At 59.3% G+C, this 19,425-nt stretch carries 19 protein-coding genes; 15 read left to right on the forward strand and 4 right to left on the reverse strand.

Annotated features, from left to right (window positions below):
- The first annotated feature begins 71 nt into the window (after positions 1–71).
- Positions 72–2,327 carry an NADP-dependent malic enzyme gene (locus tag Q4577_RS07280; protein ID WP_303469043.1) on the forward strand — a complete coding sequence of 752 codons (2,256 nt, stop codon included), beginning with the start codon at positions 72–74 and terminating at the stop codon, positions 2,325–2,327.
- 8 nt (positions 2,328–2,335) lie between these two features.
- The gene (locus Q4577_RS07285; protein ID WP_303469044.1) at positions 2,336–3,205 is read left to right on the forward strand and encodes a ribokinase; all 870 of its coding nucleotides are present in this window, start codon (positions 2,336–2,338) and stop codon (positions 3,203–3,205) included.
- A gap of 57 nt (positions 3,206–3,262) precedes the next feature.
- Here Q4577_RS07285 and msrA read toward each other — a convergent pair whose 3' ends face one another.
- Positions 3,263–3,925, reverse strand: coding sequence for a peptide-methionine (S)-S-oxide reductase MsrA (gene msrA, locus Q4577_RS07290; protein ID WP_303469045.1), 663 nt, complete (start codon positions 3,923–3,925; stop codon positions 3,263–3,265).
- 306 nt (positions 3,926–4,231) lie between these two features.
- Here msrA and Q4577_RS07295 point away from each other — a divergent pair, with 306 nt between their 5' ends.
- Positions 4,232–4,576, forward strand: coding sequence for a hypothetical protein (locus Q4577_RS07295; RefSeq protein ID WP_303469107.1), 345 nt, complete (start codon positions 4,232–4,234; stop codon positions 4,574–4,576).
- A 104-nt stretch (positions 4,577–4,680) separates the two neighbouring features.
- On the opposite strand, the gene Q4577_RS07300 is transcribed toward Q4577_RS07295, so the two are convergent.
- Complete coding sequence (locus Q4577_RS07300) at positions 4,681–5,901, reverse strand: argininosuccinate synthase (RefSeq protein WP_303469046.1); 1,221 nt, start codon at positions 5,899–5,901, stop codon at positions 4,681–4,683.
- 166 nt (positions 5,902–6,067) lie between these two features.
- Here Q4577_RS07300 and Q4577_RS07305 point away from each other — a divergent pair, with 166 nt between their 5' ends.
- The 4 genes from Q4577_RS07305 (at position 6,068) to Q4577_RS07320 (ending at position 9,399) form a co-directional block, all read left to right on the forward strand.
- A complete protein-coding gene (locus Q4577_RS07305; RefSeq protein ID WP_303469047.1) occupies positions 6,068–6,811 on the forward strand; it encodes a hypothetical protein in 744 nt (247 codons plus the stop codon).
- Positions 6,812–6,945: 134 nt separating this feature from the next.
- Complete coding sequence (locus Q4577_RS07310) at positions 6,946–7,470, forward strand: flavin reductase family protein (RefSeq protein WP_244683917.1); 525 nt, start codon at positions 6,946–6,948, stop codon at positions 7,468–7,470.
- The gene (locus Q4577_RS07315; RefSeq protein ID WP_303469049.1) at positions 7,451–8,161 is read left to right on the forward strand and encodes a 4'-phosphopantetheinyl transferase; all 711 of its coding nucleotides are present in this window, start codon (positions 7,451–7,453) and stop codon (positions 8,159–8,161) included. The genes Q4577_RS07310 and Q4577_RS07315 overlap by 20 nt, the downstream gene beginning before the upstream one ends.
- The gene (locus Q4577_RS07320) at positions 8,158–9,399 is read left to right on the forward strand and encodes a glycerate kinase (RefSeq protein ID WP_303469051.1); all 1,242 of its coding nucleotides are present in this window, start codon (positions 8,158–8,160) and stop codon (positions 9,397–9,399) included. The genes Q4577_RS07315 and Q4577_RS07320 overlap by 4 nt, the downstream gene beginning before the upstream one ends.
- 14 nt (positions 9,400–9,413) lie before the next feature.
- Here Q4577_RS07320 and Q4577_RS07325 read toward each other — a convergent pair whose 3' ends face one another.
- Complete coding sequence (locus tag Q4577_RS07325) at positions 9,414–9,740, reverse strand: Hpt domain-containing protein (RefSeq protein WP_303469052.1); 327 nt, start codon at positions 9,738–9,740, stop codon at positions 9,414–9,416.
- A gap of 206 nt (positions 9,741–9,946) precedes the next feature.
- On the opposite strand from Q4577_RS07325, the gene Q4577_RS07330 reads away from it, so the two are divergent.
- The gene (locus Q4577_RS07330) at positions 9,947–11,167 is read left to right on the forward strand and encodes a PP2C family protein-serine/threonine phosphatase (RefSeq protein ID WP_303469053.1); all 1,221 of its coding nucleotides are present in this window, start codon (positions 9,947–9,949) and stop codon (positions 11,165–11,167) included.
- On the opposite strand, the gene Q4577_RS07335 is transcribed toward Q4577_RS07330, so the two are convergent.
- Positions 11,164–11,616 (reverse strand): NUDIX domain-containing protein, encoded by a 453-nt coding sequence (locus tag Q4577_RS07335; RefSeq protein ID WP_303469054.1) that lies wholly within the window; start codon positions 11,614–11,616, stop codon positions 11,164–11,166. The genes Q4577_RS07330 and Q4577_RS07335 overlap by 4 nt on opposite strands.
- 75 nt (positions 11,617–11,691) lie before the next feature.
- On the opposite strand from Q4577_RS07335, the gene Q4577_RS07340 reads away from it, so the two are divergent.
- The 7 genes from Q4577_RS07340 to Q4577_RS07370 all read left to right on the forward strand — a co-directional run bounded on the left by Q4577_RS07340 (position 11,692) and on the right by Q4577_RS07370 (position 19,424).
- A complete protein-coding gene (locus Q4577_RS07340) occupies positions 11,692–12,678 on the forward strand; it encodes an Hsp33 family molecular chaperone HslO (RefSeq protein ID WP_303469056.1) in 987 nt (328 codons plus the stop codon).
- The gene (locus tag Q4577_RS07345) at positions 12,668–13,267 is read left to right on the forward strand and encodes a CoA pyrophosphatase (RefSeq protein ID WP_244683893.1); all 600 of its coding nucleotides are present in this window, start codon (positions 12,668–12,670) and stop codon (positions 13,265–13,267) included. The genes Q4577_RS07340 and Q4577_RS07345 overlap by 11 nt, the downstream gene beginning before the upstream one ends.
- Positions 13,264–14,460 carry a CCA tRNA nucleotidyltransferase gene (locus Q4577_RS07350; RefSeq protein ID WP_303469057.1) on the forward strand — a complete coding sequence of 399 codons (1,197 nt, stop codon included), beginning with the start codon at positions 13,264–13,266 and terminating at the stop codon, positions 14,458–14,460. The genes Q4577_RS07345 and Q4577_RS07350 overlap by 4 nt, the downstream gene beginning before the upstream one ends.
- Positions 14,453–15,031 (forward strand): LysE family translocator, encoded by a 579-nt coding sequence (locus Q4577_RS07355; RefSeq protein ID WP_244683887.1) that lies wholly within the window; start codon positions 14,453–14,455, stop codon positions 15,029–15,031. The genes Q4577_RS07350 and Q4577_RS07355 overlap by 8 nt, the downstream gene beginning before the upstream one ends.
- A 183-nt stretch (positions 15,032–15,214) precedes the next feature.
- Positions 15,215–17,071: an ABC transporter ATP-binding protein gene (locus Q4577_RS07360; protein ID WP_303469059.1), complete on the forward strand. Its 1,857-nt coding sequence runs from the start codon at positions 15,215–15,217 to the stop codon at positions 17,069–17,071.
- The gene (locus Q4577_RS07365) at positions 17,068–18,900 is read left to right on the forward strand and encodes an ABC transporter ATP-binding protein (protein ID WP_303469060.1); all 1,833 of its coding nucleotides are present in this window, start codon (positions 17,068–17,070) and stop codon (positions 18,898–18,900) included. The genes Q4577_RS07360 and Q4577_RS07365 overlap by 4 nt, the downstream gene beginning before the upstream one ends.
- A complete protein-coding gene (locus Q4577_RS07370) occupies positions 18,897–19,424 on the forward strand; it encodes an AAA family ATPase (RefSeq protein ID WP_303469061.1) in 528 nt (175 codons plus the stop codon). The genes Q4577_RS07365 and Q4577_RS07370 overlap by 4 nt, the downstream gene beginning before the upstream one ends.
- Position 19,425: the final 1 nt, after the last annotated feature.

The raw sequence follows: 19,425 nt of genomic DNA on the forward strand, positions 1-19,425 counted from the left end.
CAGCTGTCCTTGGCAGCGGGTCAGCGCTTCGGTAAGAGCAATAGGACCATATGGAACGGGAGGCCCATCAAATGCCAAAAGCCAAGATCACACGGGAAGAAGCACTGGCCTTCCACCTGGAGCCGACACCGGGCAAATTCGAAATTTCGGCCACGGTGCCGATGACCACCCAGCGGGATCTGTCGCTGGCCTACTCCCCCGGTGTGGCGGTCCCCTGCGAAGAAATCGCTGCCAATCCGGAAACCGCGTATGATTACACCAACAAGGGCAACCTTGTGGCGGTGATTTCCAACGGTACGGCGGTTCTGGGCCTTGGCAATCTTGGCGCGCTGGGATCAAAACCGGTGATGGAGGGCAAGGCGGTGCTGTTCAAACGCTTTGCCGACGTCAATTCCATCGACATCGAACTGGATACCGAAGACCCGGACGCCTTTTGCAATGCGGTGCGTCTGATGGGGCCGACGTTCGGCGGCATCAACCTTGAGGACATCAAGGCGCCGGAATGTTTCATCATCGAACAGCGCCTGAAAGAAGAGATGGACATCCCGGTGTTCCACGATGATCAGCACGGCACAGCGGTGATCTGTGCGGCCGGGCTGATCAATGCGCTGCATCTGTCGGGCAAGAAGATCGAAGATTGCCGCATCGTGTTGAACGGGGCCGGCGCGGCGGGGATTGCCTGTCTGGAGCTGGTGAAATCCATGGGCGCACAGCAGGACAACTGCATCATGTGCGACACCAAGGGCGTGATCTATCAGGGCCGTACCGAGGGTATGAACCAGTGGAAATCGGCCCATGCCGCCAATACCGATCTGCGCACGCTGGAAGAGGCGATGAAAGGGGCGGATGTGTTCCTTGGGGTGTCGGCCAAGGGCGCGGTGACCCAGGACATGGTCACCAGCATGGCCGACAATCCGGTGATCTTTGCCATGGCAAACCCCGATCCCGAAATCACCCCGGAAGAAGCGCATGAGGTTCGTCCTGATGCCATCGTCGCCACCGGGCGCAGCGATTACCCCAATCAGGTCAACAACGTTCTGGGGTTCCCGTATCTGTTCCGTGGGGCGCTGGACGTGCATGCCCGCGCGATCAACGACGAAATGAAAATCGCCTGCGCCGAGGCGCTGGCCGAACTCGCCCGCGAAGATGTGCCCGACGAAGTGGCGCTGGCCTATGGCAAAAACCTGACCTTCGGGCGGGATTACATCATTCCGACGCCGTTTGACCCACGGCTGATCCACCGTATTCCGCCCGCCGTGGCCAAGGCCGGGATGGACACCGGCGCTGCGCGGCGGCCGATTGTCGATATGGAGGCTTATGAACAAAGCCTGAAATCCCGGCTTGATCCGACCGCGTCCATCCTGCGCGGCATCAATACCCGTGCGCGGGCCAATCAGGCGCGGATGATCTTTGCCGAAGGTGATGATCCCCGCGTATTGCGCGCGGCGGTGATGTATCAACGCAATGGTCTGGGCAAAGCTCTGGTGGTGGGGCGCGAAGACGACGTGCGCATGAAACTTGAAGCCGCCGGTCTGGGCGATGCGGCCCGCGAGCTGGAAATCATCAACGCGGCGAATTCCCGTTACCTCGATACCTACAAGGATTTTCTCTATCAGCGCCTGCAACGCAAGGGCCATGACATGAAGGACATTCACCGGCTCGCCGCGCGAGACCGGCATGTCTTTGCCGCGCTGATGTTGGCGCATGGTCATGGGGATGGGCTTATCACCGGGGCGACCCGCAAATCGGCGCATGTGCTGGAGCGGATGAATTATGTCTTTGATGCCGATGCCGAACATGGCGCGGTGGGTGTCACGGCGTTGCTGCACAAGGGGCGGATTGTTCTGATCAGCGATACATTGGTGCAGGAATGGCCGGACGAGGAAGATCTGGCCACCATCGCCGAACGCAGCGCCGATGTGGCCCGCGATCTGGGGTTGGAACCGCGCGTCGCCTTTGTCAGCTTTTCGACCTTTGGCTATCCGGTGTCGGAACGCGCCACCAAAATGCATGTCGCGTCCCAGGTTCTGGACCAGCGTGGGGTGGATTTCGAATACGAAGGCGAAATGACCGTCGATGTGGCGCTGAACACCAATGCGCAAAAGGCCTATCCGTTTTCGCGTCTGACCGGACCTGCCAATATCCTGGTCGTGCCGGCACGGCATTCGGCCAGCATTTCGGTCAAATTGCTTCAGGAAATGGCCGGCGCAACGGTGATCGGGCCGATTTTGGCGGGGGTCGATAACTCTATCCAGATCTGTTCGAGCAATTCGACCGCAAATGACATTCTCAACATGGCGGTGTTGGCAGCCTGCAAAGTGGGCTAGGGCGGGCGATGATTTACAATCTTGGGTCAATCAACGCCGATCTGTTTTATCAGCTGCCGCATCTTCCGGGGCCGGGGGAAACCCTGGCCTCGACCGGGTTTCATCGCGGACTTGGTGGCAAAGGGGCCAATATGTCGGTGGCGGCGGCCCGTGCGGCGGCCCATGTCGCCCATATTGGCGCGGTGGGCGAGGATGGTAAATGGGCGGTTGCCCGGCTTATGGAATACGGCGTTGATACCCGTCATATTGCCAGCAGTGAGGCCGCCACCGGCCATGCGGTGATCTATGTGGATGGTGCGGGCGAAAACCAGATTGTGTTGTTTGGCGGTGCCAATCTGGGTCTGGGGCAGGGGCATGTGACCGCCGCGCTGGGCGACGCGGGGCCAACCGATACCCTGATGTTCCAGAACGAGACCAATCTGCAAAGCTATGCTGCCGGCCTGGCCCGCCAAAAAGGAATGCGCGTGGTCTATGCAGCCGCGCCATTTGATGCCGCCGCCGTGGCCGAGGTGTTGGAACGTATCGACCTGTTGGTGTTGAACGAGATAGAGGCCGCGCAGCTGACGCAAGCCATGGGATGCGAGATCACCGCTCTGGATGTGGCGGATATTGTCATCACCCTGGGTGGCGATGGGTGCCGCCATATTTCCAGCGGCGCCGGGATCGACCGGCATTTCCCCGGCATCAAGGTCGAGGTGGTCGATACCACCGGGGCCGGCGATACGTTTACCGGTTATCTTGTGGCGGGTCTGGATGCCGGCATGTCGATGGAGGCGTCAATCGAACGTGCCCAGCGGGCTGGCGCGTTGATGGTGACACGCCAGGGCACGGCGGATGTGATCCCGGATCTGAAGGATCTGGCCGGGTTCCAGCGCTGATTTTGCGTTGAAACCCGGGTTTGGGGTGCGCGTCAGCGAACGGCGCGCAGCCCGGCGTCAGCTTCCAGCAAATGGCGCCGCATCACCCCAGAGGGCCCGCACCTTGGCATCACGACCACAGGCCGCGCGATACTTCTTGTACGCCTTGGCACGGGTGACATAGCCGAACCGGGTCAATGTGCTCTCGGTCGATTTATAGTAATTCTGGTGAAAGTCTTCGGCGGGATAGAATGCCGATGTGTTCAGCACGGGTGTCACAATATTCCGGCCCAATTCTGCCTGGGCTGCGGTCTTGGCTTCGTTGGCCAGTGTTTTTTCCTGCGCCCCATTGGCGAAAATCGCGGTGCGGTAAGAGTCACCTCTGTCACAGAACTGGCCGCCCGCGTCCGTCGGATCAACAGAACGGAAAAACAGCGACAGCAGCTGCCTGCGGCTGACCACATCGGCGTCGAACATGATCTGAACCGCCTCGTAATGGCCAGAGCCACCGCGCGTCACATCCTTGTAGCTTGGGTTCGCCTTGGTTCCGCCGGTGTAGCCGCTGACAACCTCTGTCACGCCTTTGACCTTTTCAAAATCGGCTTCGACGCACCAGAAACAGCCGCCAGCCACGGTCAGCACCTGTTTGTCTGCCGCTTGGGCTTGTTGTGATTGGGCGCATAGCCCGACGATGATCAGCGCCGCCAACAGCGCAGGTTTAAAAATGTCAAAACGGGTCATGATCGGTCCTCCTGCTGTCAGCCTTGTCCGGGACGGCGCCGTCGGACAAGCCCTGACATCAAACGTCACACAGAGGTGAGCCGAGTTTACCGACCACGGCCACCACGGGGGGCGAAAATTCGCGGTGTGAGAAAAAAACTTTTCCTGAAATGAAACTTTTTCGGAAACCGCTGCGTATCTCCCTCAGATGGCGGGGATGCTCCGCTGTAACCAAAGACCGAAGGAGACTATCAAATGACACGTTTCGCCATTGCAACCGTCGCCGCAGCCCTGACCGCCACGGCCGTTTTCGCGGGTGGGCACGGTATGGCCCCCGCTGTCGAAGCCGTCGATCAGGATGTATCGAACGGCGTTGTAAGTGCCTCCAAAATCACTGCGGGTGAAAATGGCTGGCTGGTTGTGCACCGCACCGATGCAGAGATGAAGCCCGGCCCGGTCGTGGCCTATGCCCCGATCCGCAAAGGTGAAACCACCGACGTGGCCGCGATCCTGCAAGAAGAGGTCGCATCCGGGGACATGTTGATGCTGATGATCCACGCCGAAGCGGGCGGGATGAAAACCGGTGTGTTCGAATACACCCTTGGCGCAACCGAAGATGGCCCGATCAAACCCAACGGCAAGCTGGTGATGACAACCATCACCGCCCAGTAACCGCCGGATCTGTGTCTTAACGAGTTCGATTTTATGCGTCACCAACTGCCCGGCAAAACCCTCAGCCGCCGGGCAGTTGGCTTAACGAGTGGTGCGCGGGGCTGTCAGCCCTTCAGCCGACGGTTCCGCGCTGCCAACAGTTTCAGCCGCAGGGCATTCAATTGGATGAAGCCTGCTGCGTCTTTCTGATCATATGCGCCCGCGTCATCTTCGAAGGTCACATGCGCCTCTGAATAGAGCGAATGATCGGACCAGCGGGCCACGGTGCGCGCCATGCCCTTGAACAGCATCAGTTTGACCGTGCCGGTGACATGTTCCTGGCTTTTGTCGATCAGCGCCTGCAACATGTCGCGTTCCGGGCTGAACCAGAAACCGTTATAGATCAGTTCCGCATAGCGCGGCATGATCGAATCTTTCAGATGGCCTGCGCCGCTGTCCAATGTGATCTGTTCGATGCCGCGATGCGCCTCAAGCAGGATGGTGCCGCCGGGCGTTTCATAGATGCCGCGCGATTTCATGCCGACAAAGCGGTTTTCGACGAAATCCAGACGCCCAATGCCATGACGGCGGCCATATTCATTCAATTCGGTCAGGATGGTTGCCGGGCTTTTTGCCACGCCATTGATCGCAACCGCGTCACCCTTTTCGAAGGTCACTTCGATGTATTCAGGCGCATCCGGTCCGCCAATCGGGTCTTCGGTGCGCTGATAGACATACTCTGGTGCCAGTTCTGCCGGATCTTCCAGCACCTTGCCCTCGGACGAGGTGTGCAGAAGGTTGGCATCAACCGAAAACGGCGCTTCGCCGCGTTTATCCTTGGCGACCGGGATTTGATGCGCTTCGGCGAATTCCAGCAATCTGGTGCGCGACGACAGATCCCATTCCCGCCAGGGCGCGATCACCTTGATATCGGGGTTCAGCGCATAACAAGCCAGTTCGAACCGCACTTGATCATTGCCCTTGCCGGTCGCGCCATGCGCCACCGCGTCGGCGCCGGTTTCTTCGGCAATCTCGACCAGACGTTTGGAAATCAACGGGCGCGCAATGGATGTGCCCAGCAGATACAGCCCCTCATATACCGCATTGGCGCGGAACATCGGGAAGACGAAGTCGCGCACAAATTCTTCGCGCAGATCTTCGACATAGATGCCGGCCGCGCCCATCATCTCGGCTTTTTTGTGGGCCGGTTCCAATTCCTCGCCCTGGCCCAGATCGGCGGTGAATGTCACCACCTCACAGCCATATTCCGTTTGCAGCCATTTCAGAATGATCGAGGTATCAAGGCCGCCGGAATAGGCCAGGACAACTTTCTTGGGCGCGGACATGTGCGATTTCCTTTTTGAATGACGGCACGCTGGAACAACGGCGGGAATAACAGCAGTATTAGCGGCGGGCGATAGCGGTTTTTGCGTCTCGGGGCAAGGTGGTGGCGTTGACCTTGGTCGCGGCAACGCCCACCATGCCGCCAAACAGTTGTTTCAGGAGTTCGCGATGAAAGCCCTTTCGATGTTCACCCATTCTGTGCGGCTGGTGGTGCAGAATCTGGATGTGGCGTTGCGGATCTCGCTGGTGCTTTATGCGGTTCAGGTCGTGTCCCAGATTTATAGCCACAATGCCAGCAGCGGCGAGATGGTCACAGATTCATTTGGTGTTCAGGTGCCGCTGATTTCGCCGGCCGAGGGGTTCATGATGCTGATCCTGAGTTTGGCCGCCACATGCGCCAGCCTGTGGATCGCAGTGGCGTGGCATCGCTATGTCTTGTTGGGGGAAACGCCGGACGGTTGGTTGCCGAAATGGCCGGGCAGCGCGATTTTAGGCTATCTGTGGCGGTCGATCCTTTTGGGGCTGACCGTGGGTGCGGCGATTGTCCCGGTGATCATTGTGTTTGGCTTTCTCCTGGCGCCGATCCTGATGATCGCGGCGGCGGTGGGGGTCGGATCTTATGTGTTTTTCCGCCTGTCGCCGATCCTTCCGGCCATTGCTTTGGGTGACAATATGACCTTTCGCGACGCTTGGCGCGTCACTGCCGAACATGCCAGCACCGTCTTCGGGCTGGCGGGGTTGATGATCCTCATGTCGCTGGTGTTGCAGATCCCGACCCTGGTCAGCGGCGATCCGTCGTCCTTGATCAGCCTGATTTACAGCATCGTCGTCAGCTGGTTCGCCACAATGATCGGGATTTCGCTTTTGACCACGGTGTTTGGTCATTGCGTCGAGGGGCGCGGCATAGATTAAGCCCGCTTGTGCCCCATTTTCGTCGTGAAATTCCGGTATTTTCAGCATGAGATCAGCGAAAACAGGGCACAGTCGGGGGTGATCCGGCAGTTTGGTTTTCGCTTTACCCTGTAACCAGTGAATGCGATGTGCTGATGAATACGCCCTTTCGGACCAATATGATGATCACACCTGTGCCTTTTCGACCTGATGCCGAGCATATGCGACTTTATCGCAATGCCCTGGGTCAGTTCGCGACCGGGGTTACTGTGGTCACCACAATGACCGATCAGGGGCCGACCGGCATGACGGTGAATTCCTTTACCTCGGTGTCCCTGACCCCGCCGCTGGTGCTTTGGTGCCTCTCGGACCGGTCGCACCGCTATGATCTGTTCTGCAACGCCCAAACCTATGTGTTGAACGTGCTGCATTCCGGGCAATACGATCTGGCCATGGCCTTTGCCAAGGACGGCGGTCATTTCACCGAAGACAACAGCGAGATCGGGGCGCTGGGCGTGCCGGTTCTGCGTGATGCGCTGGCCAGCTTTGAATGCAGGCTGCATGAAACCGTCCCGGCGGGGGATCATTCGATCATTCTGGGTCAGGTCGCGCATCTGCGGTATCGCGACGGCGATCCTTTGGTTTTTCATGGCGGGCATTTTGGCACCTTTGCTGGCTGATCCATCCTTTGAAGGGCAGGGGTTTCTAACCCCGCCAGAGCTGCGCAGCCAAAGCGACACCCGTGTTTTGATGTTGGCGCAGTATGATCTTGATCAATATCACGACAGACATTTTGCACATTTCGGCCTGACCCGGCCGGGGTTTCTGGATCGGGCGGTGCCAAAACGGCGGGCCGAGTTTCTGGCCGGGCGTGTTCTGGCGGGGTGTGCGCTTGCGCTGTTTGGGGTCAAAAATGGCGCGGTCGGACGCGGGGCCCAGGGCAATCCGCTCTGGCCGTTGGGATTTCGCGGTTCAATCAGCCACAGTCACGGGACGGTCGGTGTCTGGCTCGGACGGGCGCAGATCGACCTGGGGTTGGATATCGAGGCTTATGCCGACCCCCGCGCCACACGTGCCATTCGCCAATCGGTATTGACCAAAGGTGACTTGGCGGTGCTGGGCCCCGAACCGGAATCCGCCACCTGTACCGCAGTGTTTTCGGCCAAAGAGGCGCTGTTCAAAGCGCTTTTCCCGCGCGTTGGCCGGGTGTTTGGTTTCGACCATGCCGAGGTGATCACACAACACGCCGAAGGTTTGACCCTTCGGTTGACCAAACCCCTGCCGCCGGATTTGGTTGTGGGGCAAACATTTGACATTGGCGTGCAATGTGACGACACCAAGGTCATCAGCCGCTGTGAGATCCCGATATGACATCCCAAGACCTGCGCGACACTGCCCTTCACCTGTTTGCCAAAGCGGTCGAAGCCGCTGATCCGGCCTTGGCCCTGCGCCATGCCTTGGGGGAGCATCCTTTGCCTGACCCCGCCGGTGAATTGCATGTGATTGCCATTGGCAAGGCCGCGCCGGCCATGTTGCAAGAGGCGCTGCGCCATGTGGATCGCCCGGTGCAGGCCCTTGCTGTGACGCATTACGAAAACGAAATGGATGTGCCGGGTGCCACTGTGCTGCGGTCGGCACATCCGGTTCCGGATGCGGCAGGTCTGCGTGCGGGCCAGGACATCATGACCCGATTGGCGGCTGTCGGGGCACAGGATGCGGTTGTGGTTTTGGTGTCCGGGGGTGGATCGGCGCTTGTGCCTGCGCCGGCGGACGGCATTTCGCTGGATGGCAAGGCGGCGGTGAACAAATTGCTGTTGGGCGCCGGGTTGGACATTGTCCGCATGAACCTGGTGCGCCAACAATTGTCACAGCTGAAAGGCGGCGGGTTGCTGCATTGCGCGGCACCGGCACCGGTCACCGCCTATTTGTTGTCTGACGTGATTGGCGACGATCTGCGGGCGATTGCCTCTGGTCCCACGGTCGGCCCGATCGGCAGCAAGGAAGAAGCGGTTGCGTTGCTGAAAACCGCCGGTGTTTGGGACGATTGTCCCGAAAATGTGCGAAACCATCTGTTGGCGGAATCGGTGGCTGTATCCACACCGCCAGTGCAAAACCATTTGATCGGCTCGAACCGCAAAAGCCTTGAGGCGATGTTGGCGGCGTCAACCGGCAAAGCCGAAATCGTGTCTGACGCGCTGGAGGGCGATGTCGCCGATGCGGCGGAATTTGTCCTGCAAGCGGCAACGCAGGCGCGGGGCAAAGGGCCGATGGCGCTGATTTTTGGCGGTGAAACCACGGTTGTTCTGCGCGGTGACGGACGTGGTGGTCGTAATCAAGAGCTGGCTTTGCGGGTCGCGATGGCGGCGAAAAACCATGAGCTGCCGGAAAATTGGTTGTTCCTGTCCGGCGGCACTGATGGCCGCGATGGTCCGACCGATGCCGCCGGCGGCATTGTTGGCCCCGAAACCGCGGATGCGATCGGCGCCGACGCAGAGACCCTGTTGGCCAATAACGACAGTTACGAAGCGCTGCGCCGGGCCGGGGCCTTGTTGATCACCGCGGCCACCGGCACCAATGTCGCCGATGTCCAGGTGTTCCTGATCGGCTGATCGCCGATGCGCCGCTAGCCGGCCAGCCGGGTTTCCAGACCCGAGGCAAATTCCGCCCGCGACGCGATATAAACCTCGCGAATGTGGTTGGTGTCGACGCTGGCACCGTTGCCCGCCCCGGCTGCGGTTTCACCGGATTGGCAGAGTGCGGCGAACCGGTCGAAACCCAGGTTCATGGCGCTGCCCTTCAGGAAATGCAGTTGCGATTCAAGATCTTCGTGGTCTGACACCAATGTGTCCATGACCCCATCTACCTCTTCCAGGAACAGCTCGACAACTTCGGCAAAGTCTTCTTCGCCGATTTCTTCGCGCAGTTCCGAAACCCGTGCCCAGTCAATCATGTTTCGGCCTTTCAAAATATCCCGAGACTTACGCTAGCAATTCGAAGTCAAGATTCTCTTTCGGAAATAGATCAAATTTTCGAAGAATGCCGACTTTCACCTGAGGTTAATCCTGGGGGTTCATATCAAAGGAACCAAGGAATCACTGTGGGTTACAAGTAATGGATGTGGCGACACGACCAACCGATCAAATGGATGCGAAATTAATGCCAAGTCAGTTTCGTGTCCTGATCGTCGATGACAGCAAGCTTCAGCGCAAGATTCTGTCATCTTCGCTGCGCAGGCAGGGCTATGATGTTGTCGAGGCCGAAAGCGGCAAAGCGGCGCTGGCCTTGTGTGAAACCATGCCGCCGGATCTGGTGCTGAGCGACTGGATGATGCCGGGGATGGATGGGCTGGAATTTTGCAAGCGGTTCCGCGAAATGGAACGCGCGGCTTATGGCTATTTCATTCTGTTGACATCCAAAAGTGAAAAGGGCGCCGTGGCGCGTGGTCTGGACAATGGCGCCGATGATTTCCTGGCAAAACCGGTCAATGGTGACGAATTGCGGGCCCGGATCACGGCGGGCGAACGCATCATTCGAATGCAACGCCAGCTTAGCGATCAAAACCGGGTCATTTCCCAGAATATGGCGGAACTTCAGGGGCTTTATGACGCGCTCGACAATGACCTGATCGAAGCAAAAAAGCTTCAGCAATCTTTGGTGCGCGATCGGTTCCGGCAATTTCAAACGGCGGATCTGTCGTTGTTGTTGCACCCCAGCGGCCATGTTGGCGGCGATCTGGTTGGGTTCTTTCCGGTCGGCAAAACCCGGTTGGGGGTCTATGCGATTGACGTCTCTGGTCACGGCATTTCTTCGGCGTTGATGACCGCGAGATTGGCGGGATACCTGTCTTCGACAACGCCGGAGCAGAATGTCGCGCTACGCGAAACCGGCGACGGGTTGTTCATCATGCTGCCCCCGGCAGAGGTGATTGCCCGGCTGAATGCCCTGGTCCTGGAGGAAATGGAAACAGAGCATTACTTTACCATGCTCTTGGCTGATGTGGATCTGTTGTCGGGGCGGGTGCGCATGGCGCAGGCCGGGCATCCACATCCGCTGGTGCTGCGGGCTGATGGCAGTCAGGAATTAATCGGGTCCGGGGGGCTTCCCGTCGGGTTGATTGAGGGGGCAAAATTTGAACAGTTTGAAACACTTCTCCACCCCGGTGACCGGTTGTTCCTGTATTCGGACGGTATTACCGAATGTCCGCTGCGTGATGGCGGATTTGTCGAGGATGACGGGTTGAAGTCCCTTTGCCACAATATGGCGCATCTGGCCGGCCAGGACTTTCTTGAATCCATGGTGTGGAATTTGGCGGAACTGGCGGGCCAGGACGAATTTCCGGATGATGTCTCTGCCGCGTTGCTGGAATTTCACGGTTAACGGATAAGCCCTGCGCGCAATGCCTTTTGGGTCATCAACCGGTCTACTGGATTGTCCAGCAGGTCGGGCGCCATGTGGGTATCAATGAAATTCACCGAATGATTTGCCTCACTCGGGGGGCCGTGGCGGCGCACCGGGTGGGCAATATATATCGTACAAAGTTTTTCCGCCCACAGATCGTATTCCGGCATGAATATATAGCGCCGCGCCGCTGCCATCCGCCGCGGGCGGGCAATGTGCCACCCGGTTTCCTCAAACACTTCGCGGTGCAGTGATTGGATCGGCGATTCACCGGGATCAATGCCGCCGCCGGGCAATTGAAGCGGCTCGTCCGCGCCGCCCTGATGGGTCACCAACAGCTGACCGCCGAGCGGCAAAATGGCATAAACACCGGGCCGAAGCCGATAGGAAATGCCGGGTTTTGGTACCTGTCCCACACGTCGGATCATATCGCCCCCCTTGGCCCTTGGGATCTCGTCGCTATATAGAGGCCTTACGCCGACCACGGGCAACAAGGAAATCCCATGACATCCGTAAATGCCATCGCCTGGGACGATACTGTCCTGCCGTTTCAGCTTGACGCTTCTGACATCCGGGGACGTGTTGCCCGGCTTGACGGGGTATTGGGCGGTATCCTGAAACAACATGACTATCCGCAGCAAGTCGAGGCGCTGGTTGCTGAAATGGCGCTTTTGACCGCGTTGATCGGGCAAACCATCAAATTGCGGTGGAAATTGTCGCTTCAGGTGCAATCGAACGGCCCGGTGCGGATGATTGCGACCGATTATTACGGTCCCACCGCCGAAGGTGACCCCGGCCGCATTCGCGCCTATGCCAGTTTTGACAAGGATCGTTTGACCGACGCCAACCCGTTTGACCAATTGGGCAGCGGGTATTTCGCCGTGTTGATAGACCAGGGGCAGGGCATGCAGCCCTATCAGGGGATCACGCCGCTGGCCGGCGCCTCGCTCAGCGCCTGTGCGGAAAGCTATTTTGCCCAATCGGAACAATTGCCAACCCGGTTTTCGCTCAGCTTTGGCACCTCGATTGAACCGGGACAGCCGGAACATTGGCGCGCTGGCGGCATCATGCTGCAACATATGCCCAAAGCCTCGCCATTTGTCGCCACGGATGGTGGGTCGGGGGATGAGGGGCTTTTGACGGTTGATGATTTGCTGGCGGATGATGAAGAGGGCGAGAACTGGAACCGGGCGAATATCCTGCTGGATTCCGTTGAACAGCTGGAATTGATCGGGCCGACGGTCCCGCCCAATGATCTTTTGGTGCGGTTGTTTCACGAGGAACGGCCAAGGGTTTTCGATACCCAGCCGGTGACCTTTGGCTGTACCTGCTCCGAAGATCGGGTGCGCCAGAGCCTGTCGATCTATTCCGCGCGCGACATCGAAAAGATGACCACGGATGAGGGGCTTGTGACCGCAGATTGCCAATTCTGCGGGGCACATTACGAGATGGACCCGAAATCGGTCGGACAGGGATCTGATGGCGGCTGACCCCCTCGCGCCTGTTCTGGCGGCGTTGCATTGCACCAGCGTGACGTCGTCGGATTTCGATCTGAACCCGGACATCAAATTGCCCGCGGGCCGAAAATTGCGGCCGGCGGGTGTGCTGTGCGCCTTTGTTCTGCGCGATGGCGCACCACATGTCGTGTTGACCAAGCGGTCCTCGGCGCTGAAGCACCATCCGGGGCAAATCGCCTTTCCCGGTGGCAAACAGGACGAGGGCGATGCAGATGTCACCGCCGCCGCCCTGCGCGAAGCGCATGAAGAGGTCGGCCTGCGCCCGGATCAGGTCGAGGTTCTGGGCCAGTTGCCAACGCATGAAACGGTCAGCAGTTTTCTGGTGACGCCGGTGTTGGCGCGTGTGCATGGCGATTTCGTCGCGATCCCGGAACCGGGCGAGGTGTCCGAAGTGTTCACGGTACCGCTGTCGCATGTCGCGGATCCAACCCGGTATCTGATCCAATCTCGGCGCTGGCGCGGGGTGCGGCGATACTATTACACTGTGCCATATGGCCCTTATTACATCTGGGGTGCGACGGCCCGCATTTTGCGCGGCCTGGCAGAGAGGATGGCGCAATGAAACTGGTCAACAAGATCAAAGGCAAGGTTGATCTACCGGAACGGGTTTCGGGCGACTGGCTGCGCAATCCCGTGACACAAAGCGTCTGCGCCATGCTGACCGATGCCGGTCATGCGGCGCATTTTGTCGGCGGCTGTGTGCGCAATGCGCTGATTGATGCCCCGGTGTCCGACATCGACATCAGCACCGATGCCCGCCCAGAGCGGGTGATGGAACTGGCCCGGACGGCGGGGTTTCACGTGGTGCCAACCGGGATCGACCATGGCACGGTGACCGTCGTTGCCGATCACATCCCGCATGAAATCACCACATGGCGCAAGGACGTGGAAACCGATGGCCGTCGCGCGGTGGTGGCTTTTGCCGAGAGTATTGACGAAGATGCCCGGCGGCGCGATTTCACCATGAACGCCCTTTATGCGGATGCCGAAGGGGTGATCACCGATCCGGTTGGCGGCCTTGCCGATCTGGCAGAGCGCAATATCCGTTTTATCGACGACGCGGATGCCCGTATCCGCGAAGATTACCTGCGCAGTTTGCGGTTTTTCCGCTTCAACGCGTGGTACGGCGCGGCCAAGGGTGGTTTTGACGCAGATGCGCTTGCGGCGATTGCCAGCAATCTCGATGGTCTCGACAGCCTGTCACGGGAGCGGGTTGGATCAGAATTGATCAAGCTTTTGGCGGCCCCCGATCCGACGCGTGCTGTGGCGGCGATGAAGCAATCCGGCGTTTTGCTGCGGCTTTTGCCGGGGGCGGATGATACTGCGATTGGCCCGCTGGTCTATGTCGAAGAAGAAACCGGAATTGCCCCCGATCCGATCCTGCGTCTGGCGGCGCTGGGCGGTATTGATGTCAGCGACCGGTTGCGCCTGTCCAAGCCTCAGGCCAAGGATCTGGCATTTTTTCATCAATCGGTGGGCGCGATGACCCCGCCGGGTGAAATCGGTTACCGCTTTGGCGCCGAGCTGGCAGAGAAGCTTTTGGTCCTGCGCGCGGCGATGATGCAGGAACATATTGACGCGCGGGCATTGGCGCGGGTGGCAGAGGGCGCCGCTGCGCAATTTCCGATCACCGCCGCCGACCTGATGCCGGAATTCCAGGGACCGGCGCTGGGCGAACGATTGCGTCAGCTTGAGGCGCGCTGGATTGCCTCTGGGTTTTCGCTGGGGCGAGAAGATCTTTTGCCGGATGATTGATCCGCTTTTTGGTTTTGTGTTTTTCGGGCTGTTTTCGCCGGGGCCGAATGTCATTCTTTTGACGGCCTCGGGCGCGCGGTTCGGATTCACCGCGACCCTGCCGCATCTGCTGGGGGTGGTTCTGGGGGTCGGGATCACGGCGGGATTGACCGGGTTTGGTCTTGGCGCGCTCTTGGCGGCGGCACCGCGGTTGGAAACCGTGCTGCGGATTGCGGCGGCGCTGTGGATCTTGTTCATGGCCTGGACGTTGTGGAATGCCAAACCCAAAGACGCCGAAACCGGGCAGCGCCCGATGACATTGGTGCAGGCGGTTTTGTTCCAATGGGTCAACCCCAAGGTCTGGGCCGTGGCGCTGGCGGCAGCCTCGGCCTATCCCGGTGGTGTGTCACCCTGGGCCGAGGCACTGCGCCTGGGCGCGACGTTTTCCGGTATCAACCTGTTTGTCTGCCTGTTCTGGACCAGTGCGGGGGCCTTGCTGGCCTTTTTGCTGAAGGCTCCTGCGGCCTGGCGGGTGTTTAACCGGGGCATGGCATTGGCGCTGGCCAGCTATGCAATGTTGTTGTTTTTGTGAAGATGGCCCAAAGGGGGTGACAAACCGTCACAGGCGGGCTAAGAAATCATCCATCTGAACAGGAGAGATCAATATGGAGCCAGTAAACCGTTTTTGCCTCGGCTGAACCGCGTTTTCTGATGCGTGGTTTGTGCCACGCCTTTGTCCATTTGATCCCGTACCTTTGCTCGCAGGAGCGTCTCCATGTTCAAATTTTTCGAATCCCTGATTGATCCCTATTGCCCCTATCCCCAGACCGATCACCCGCCCCAGACGCTTTGGGCGTTCATGTGGAATTTTTCCCAACCCTTCAAACGGGTGTTTGTGATCGCGGCGGTGCTGTCGGTTTTGGTGGCGGCGGTGGAAATTGGCCTGATCTGGGCCATGGGCTGGGTTGTGGACATATTGTCCGGCACCCCGGAACAGGTCTGGGCCGATTATGGCAATTGGTTGATTGGATTGGCGGTTTTTCTGTTGGTGCTGCGGCCGTTGCTTCAGGCGCTGGATGTTGCGATCCTCAACAATACCATTTTGCCCAACTTTGGCACGTTGATCCGGTGGCGGGCGCATGGCCATGTGCTGCGCCAATCTGTGGGCTGGTTTGAAAACGATTTTGCCGGCCGCATTGCCAATCGCATCATGCAGACCCCGCCAGCGGCGGGCGAAGCGGTGTTTCAGGTCTTTGACGCCATTACCTTTTCTCTGGCTTACGCCATTGGCGCTTTTGTACTGCTGGGCCAGGCTGACTGGCGGCTGGCGGTGCCGATGGTGTGTTGGCTGGTGCTTTATGGGGTTCTGATCCGGTGGACGGTGAAACGGGTTGGCCCCGCGTCAAAAGAGGCCAGTGATGCGCGGTCACTGGTGACCGGACGTGTGGTTGATGCCTATTCCAACATTCATTCGGTCAAGATGTTCGCCCATCAGGATCATGAATTGAACTTTGCCCGCGAAGCGATCGAAAATGCCCGTGTCACCTTTCAAAAGGAAATGCGGATTTTCACCACGATGGATTTACTGCTGACGGTCCTGAACGGGTTTCTGATTGTCGGGGTCGTCGGTTGGGCATTGGCGCTTTGGATGCAGGGTCAGGCGAGTGTGGGTATCGTTGCGGCGGCAACGGCACTAAGCCTGCGGTTGAATGCGATGACCGGCTGGATCATGTGGGCACTGACCTCTTTCTTTCGGGAATTGGGGGTTGTGGCGGAAGGCATGGAAACGATTGCCCAGCCGATTGATCTGCGCGACGTGGCACATGCCCCGGCGCTGGATCTGACCAAGGGCCGGATCGAACTTGACGGGTTGTCCCATCATTATGGTCGCGGGCGTGGCGGGCTGGACCGGGTCACGCTGACGATTGAGCCGGGCGAAAAGATTGGCCTGATCGGTCGATCCGGTGCGGGCAAATCGACCTTGGTCAAGCTGCTGTTGCGGTTTTACGATGCGGAAACCGGCGTGATCCGCATTGACGGCCAGGACATTGCGCATGTGACGCAAAACAGCTTGCGGCGTCAGATTGGCATGGTGCAGCAGGACAGTTCGCTGTTGCATCGTTCGGTGCGTGACAACCTGCTTTATGGGCGCCCCGATGCATCCGAGGAGGAGATGATCGCCGCCGCCAAACAGGCCGAGGCACATGATTTCATCCTTGAGCTTGAGGACCCAAAGGGCCGACGTGGCTACGACGCCCATGTCGGTGAACGCGGGGTCAAACTTTCGGGGGGGCAACGGCAGCGGGTCACGTTGGCGCGGGTGATCCTGAAAAATGCACCGATCCTGTTGCTGGACGAAGCGACAAGCGCATTGGACAGCGAGGTCGAGGCCGCAATCCAGACCACGCTTTATGGCATGATGGAGGGCAAAACGGTGATTGCCATTGCCCACCGTCTGTCCACTATTGCACAGATGGATCGGATCCTTGTGTTGGACGAAGGTCGGATTGTCGAACAAGGCAGTCATGACGCGCTTTTGGCCGAAGGCGGGCTATATGCTGCCTTCTGGGCGCGCCAATCGGGCGGGTTCCTGAACACAGACGATGACGAAGATGCGGAGGCCGCTGAATGAAACCGGTAGATTGGATCAATCCCTTTGCGCACACCGATGTGCCGCCGCCGCGTAGCTTGTTGGGGTTCATGCGTTGGGGGTTGCGCGGTGCTTTTCCGGCCATTGGCTTTGCCGGGGGCATTTCGGCCTTTGCCGGCGTGCTAGAGGTGCTGGCCGCCATGACCCTGGGCTTGGTGATTGATGCGGCGTTGACCTCTTCCCCGGATCAGGTGTTTTCCGAACATCTTTGGCTGATGATCGGGGTGGCCGGGTTTTTTCTGGTGCTGCGCCCGCTGGTTTTGATGGCGTCGGCCTATACGCAGTCCATCGTGATTGCGCCCAATGTGCTGAACCTCGTGTTGTCGCGGTTGCATCGGTACACGCTGGGGCAGGCGGTGACCTTTTTCGACAATGATTTTGCCGGGCGTATCGCACAAAAGGAAATGCAGACCGCCCGCGCGATGACCGATGTCGTGGTCGAGGTGGTGCATACCGTGCTGTTTGCGCTGGCCTCGGTGATCGGTTCGGTGCTGTTGCTGGGCACTGTGGACGGGCGCATTGCGCTGGGGCTTTTGCTGTGGATTATCGGGTATTTCCTGATGATCCGGTATTTCATGCCGATGATCCGCAAGCGGTCGAAATCGCGCGCGGCGGCGCGGGCGATGGTGACAGGCCAGGTTGTGGATACGGTGACCAACATCAAGACGGTCAAACTCTTTGCCCATGCAGATCATGAAGATCGCGCCGCGCTGGGCGCAATGGGGCGCTTTCGGGATCGGCAGCTTGAATTCGGGGCCGTGTCGGTCAAATTCCGCTTTTGGCTGATGTCCCTTGCCGGTGTTCTGCCTGTGCTGTTGGTGGGCGGCGCGCTTTGGTATTGGTCGCGCGGTTTGATCACTGCGGGCGATATTGCCGCGACCGGCGCGGTCAGTTTGCGTTTGGCGCAGATGACCGGTTGGGTCAGTTTCACGTTGATGGGGCTTTATGCCAATGTGGGCGAGATCGAGGACGGGATGCGCACCCTGACCCCGCCACATGAACTGGTGGATGTGGCCAATGCGACAAAACTGGATGTCAGCACAGGCCAGATCGAGTTTCGGGATGTGAATTTTGCCTATGGCCGTGACATCGGCGGGGTCGAAAACATCACGCTGACCATTCAGCCGGGCGAAAAGCTGGGTATTGTCGGGGCGTCTGGGGCCGGTAAATCAACGCTGGTGGCGTTGTTGCTGCGGCTTTACGATTCTGAAAGTGGCCAGATCCTGATCGACGGTCAGGACATTTCCGGCGTGACACAGGAAAGCCTGCGACAGGCGATCGGCATGGTGACCCAGGAAACCGCGATGTTTAACCGCGCCGCACGCGACAACATCGCATATGGCAAGCCCGACGCCACCGAAGAAGAGGTGATCGCCGCCGCCACCCGCGCCGAGGCGCATGATTTCATCGTTGATTTGCAAGATCACGAAAAGCGGGACGGTTATGATGCGCATTTGGGTGAACGCGGCGTGAAATTGTCCGGCGGTCAGCGCCAGCGGATTGCCTTGGCGCGTGCCATTGTCAAAGACGCGCCGATCCTTGTGCTGGATGAGGCGACAAGCGCGCTCGACAGTGAGGTCGAGGCAGCAATCCAGACTGCGCTGGATCGGGTGATGGAGGGCAAGACCGTGCTGGCGATTGCCCACCGCTTGTCCACCATTGCGCGGATGGACCGGATTATCGTGCTGGACCGGGGCCGCATTGTCGAAGAGGGCGGACACGAGGAATTGTTGGCGCAAGACGGGCTTTATGCCCGTTATTGGGAGCGGCAATCAGGCGGGTTCCTGAATCTGACCGAAGCGGCGGAATGACACGCATCATGATTGTCGGTCAGCCCGGCAGCGGGAAATCGACGCTGGCGCGGACCTTGGGCCGACGGCTGGACCTGCCGGTGATCCATGTGGATATGATCCACTGGATGCCGGGATGGGTTGAACGGCCAATGGTGGAAAGGGTGGCGTTGGCGCGGACGGCCGAGGCGGGCGAAAACTGGGTCTTTGAGGGCGGGCTTTCCGCCACCTGGCCCAGCCGCATGGCGCGGGCGGATATGTTGATTGTGTTGGATTTGCCATTTCTGTGCCGGGTCTGGCGGGTGTTCTGGCGTACGATCCGGCTTTGGGGGCGGACGCGGGCCGATCTGCCGGAAAACTGCCCCGAGCGGTTTGACCGCGAATTCTGGCTCTGGATCTGGCGCACCCGCAATACCAACCGGGCGCGGATGCTGGCGCTGGCCGATCTGGCGGCCAAAACCAAACCGGTGCATGTTCTGACGTCGCCCAGGGCGGTTCGGGCGTTTCTGGCGGATCTGGAACGGCCAAACACTCGACAGGGCTGAC

Source organism: Marinovum sp. 2_MG-2023, assembly GCF_030548265.1.
Taxonomy (GTDB): Bacteria; Pseudomonadota; Alphaproteobacteria; order Rhodobacterales; family Rhodobacteraceae; genus Marinovum.